Here is a 2,500-nt window from a genome sequence, read left to right as displayed (position 1 = left end):
CTTAGATGTTTCAGTTCAGCGGGTTCGCCTCCTTTCGGATACCATGCCTTCAACATGGTGGGTTGCCCCATTCGGACATCCGCGGATCAATTCGTGTGTGCCGATCCCCGCGGCTTTTCGCAGCTTATCACGTCCTTCTTCGCCTCTGAGAGCCCAGGCATTCCCCATACGCCCTTCTTTTGCTTGTCGCACCTGTACCTAAGTACAAATGCCCTCGTAATCCTTTATTATATTCTATTCTACTTCGTGTTTCTTCTTTGACTTCGCAATGACGATAAAATCGTCACGCTCCGTCCCAATATGTCAATGAACGTTTGCCCCCGGACTTGTTCCAGGGTCTCCCCGATAAAGGACCGACCTTGATCGGTGCCTTTCCAAAGGGGTGCCCAGTCAAGCTGGGCACAAGTGGAGAATACCGGAGTCGAACCGGTGACCTCCTGCGTGCAAGGCAGGCGCTCTAGCCAGCTGAGCTAATTCCCCGTGTCTCAGTGATCAGTCAACAGTTATCAGTTAACAGTACTTATAACGGCTACCCAACCTCTAGAATTTCCTATTTTAATGAACGTACAGCCATAAGGCTGCTCTCGTAGTCTCAGGCAGACTCGAACTGCCGACCTCTACATTATCAGTGTAGCGCTCTAACCAGCTGAGCTATGAGACTCTTTGGCCCAATTGCCAGTATTTAAAAACATATTATAAGACAGCATAAAAGAAAAACAAGGACCACCCCGATGAAAGGACAGGACATTGTCCGGTCGTCTTTCTCTAGAAAGGAGGTGTTCCAGCCGCACCTTCCGGTACGGCTACCTTGTTACGACTTAGCCCTAGTTACCGATTTTGCCCTAGGCCGCTCCTTACGGTGACGGACTTCAGGCACTCCCGGCTTCCATGGCTTGACGGGCGGTGTGTACAAGGCCCGGGAACGTATTCACCGGATCATGGCTGATATCCGATTACTAGCGATTCCAGCTTCACGGGGTCGAGTTGCAGACCCCGATCCGAACTGTGACCGGTTTTGTAGATCCGCGCCCCCTTGCGGGGTGGCTTCCCTCTGTACCGGCCATTGTAGCACGTGTGTGGCCCAGGACGTAAGGGCCGTGATGATTTGACGTCGTCCCCACCTTCCTCTCGGTTTGCACCGGCAGTCCCGTTAGAGTCCCCGACTTGACTCGCTGGCAACTAACGGTAGGGGTTGCGCTCGTTATAGGACTTAACCTGACACCTCACGGCACGAGCTGACGACAACCATGCAGCACCTTGCAAAATGTCCGAAGAAAAAGCTGTCTCCAGCCCTGTCATAATGCATTTAAGCCCTGGTAAGGTTCCTCGCGTATCATCGAATTAAACCACATGCTCCACCGCTTGTGCGGGCCCCCGTCAATTCCTTTGAGTTTCATTCTTGCGAACGTACTCCCCAGGTGGGATACTTATCACTTTCGCTTGGCCGCCGAGACCGAGGTCCCGACAGCTAGTATCCATCGTTTACGGCGTGGACTACCGGGGTATCTAATCCCGTTCGCTACCCACGCTTTCGTCCATCAGTGTCAGTACGTTGTTGGTCACCTGCCTTCGCGATCGGTGTTCTATGTGATATCTATGCATTTCACCGCTACACCACATGTTCCGGCAACCCCACAACGACTCAAGACCACCAGTATCAAAGGCAATTCTACAGTTGAGCTGCAGACTTTCACCCCTGACTTAATGGCCCACCTACGGACCCTTTAAACCCAATGATTCCGGATAACGCTCGGACCCTCCGTATTACCGCGGCTGCTGGCACGGAGTTAGCCGGTCCTTATTCTTACGGTACCGTCAGACACCTACACGTAGGTGCGTTTCTTCCCGTATAAAAGCAGTTTACAACCCATAGGGCAGTCATCCTGCACGCGGCATGGCTGGATCAGGCTCCCGCCCATTGTCCAATATTCCTCACTGCTGCCTCCCGTAGGAGTCTGGTCCGTGTCTCAGTACCAGTGTGGGGGATCCCCCTCTCAGGGCCCCTAACCATCGTTGCCTTGGTAAGCCGTTACCTCACCAACAAGCTAATGGTACGCATGGCCATCCCTGTCCGATAAATCTTTAACCGGGTCGACATGTGCCGTCCCGGTACCATGGGGCATTAATCCAAATTTCTCTGGGCTATTCCCCTGACAGGGGCAGGTTCCATACGCGTTCCGCACCCGTGCGCCGGTCGTCGGCAAAGTGCAAGCACTTCCCGTTACCCCTCGACTTGCATGTGTTAGGCCTGCCGCTAGCGTTCATCCTGAGCCAGGATCAAACTCTTCATTGTCTATCGTTAAATATCTATTCAACTACCTAAAACAATACCCAAGTCCTTGACATCAAAATGGTTCTTTGTTATTCTCTTTTACGCTGTCTATACAATATGTCAATGAACTTCTTAAATCCATAAACGAGAAAAAAATCGGGCCTAACAGAGCCCTCCCATTTTGTCGTTTACCACCCAGCCTTATCAGCTAAGCGGGTGCAAATATAG

At 52.0% G+C, this 2,500-nt stretch carries 2 tRNA genes and 2 rRNA genes (1 of these 4 cut by a window edge); all 4 read right to left on the bottom strand.

Features of this window, described 5'->3' with window-relative positions:
• Positions 1-190, bottom strand: a 23S ribosomal RNA gene (locus tag IAG46_RS17510) (it extends 2,636 nt beyond the left edge of the window).
• Positions 191-406: 216 nt separating this feature from the next.
• Positions 407-480: transfer RNA gene (locus IAG46_RS17505), tRNA-Ala, on the bottom strand.
• 107 nt (positions 481-587) lie between these two features.
• A tRNA-Ile gene (locus IAG46_RS17500) sits at positions 588-661 on the bottom strand.
• A 108-nt stretch (positions 662-769) separates the two neighbouring features.
• Positions 770-2,293: ribosomal RNA gene (locus IAG46_RS17495) — 16S ribosomal RNA — on the bottom strand.
• Together the 16S and 23S rRNA genes with 2 tRNA genes alongside form the textbook arrangement of a ribosomal RNA operon.
• Positions 2,294-2,500 lie beyond the last annotated feature (207 nt).

It is taken from the genome of Flagellimonas sp. S3867 (assembly GCF_014698935.1).
Taxonomy (GTDB): domain Bacteria; phylum Bacteroidota; class Bacteroidia; order Flavobacteriales; family Flavobacteriaceae; genus Flagellimonas.
Note: the sequence above shows the minus strand (reverse complement) of the source record. Positions and strands in the feature narration are given on the sequence as shown.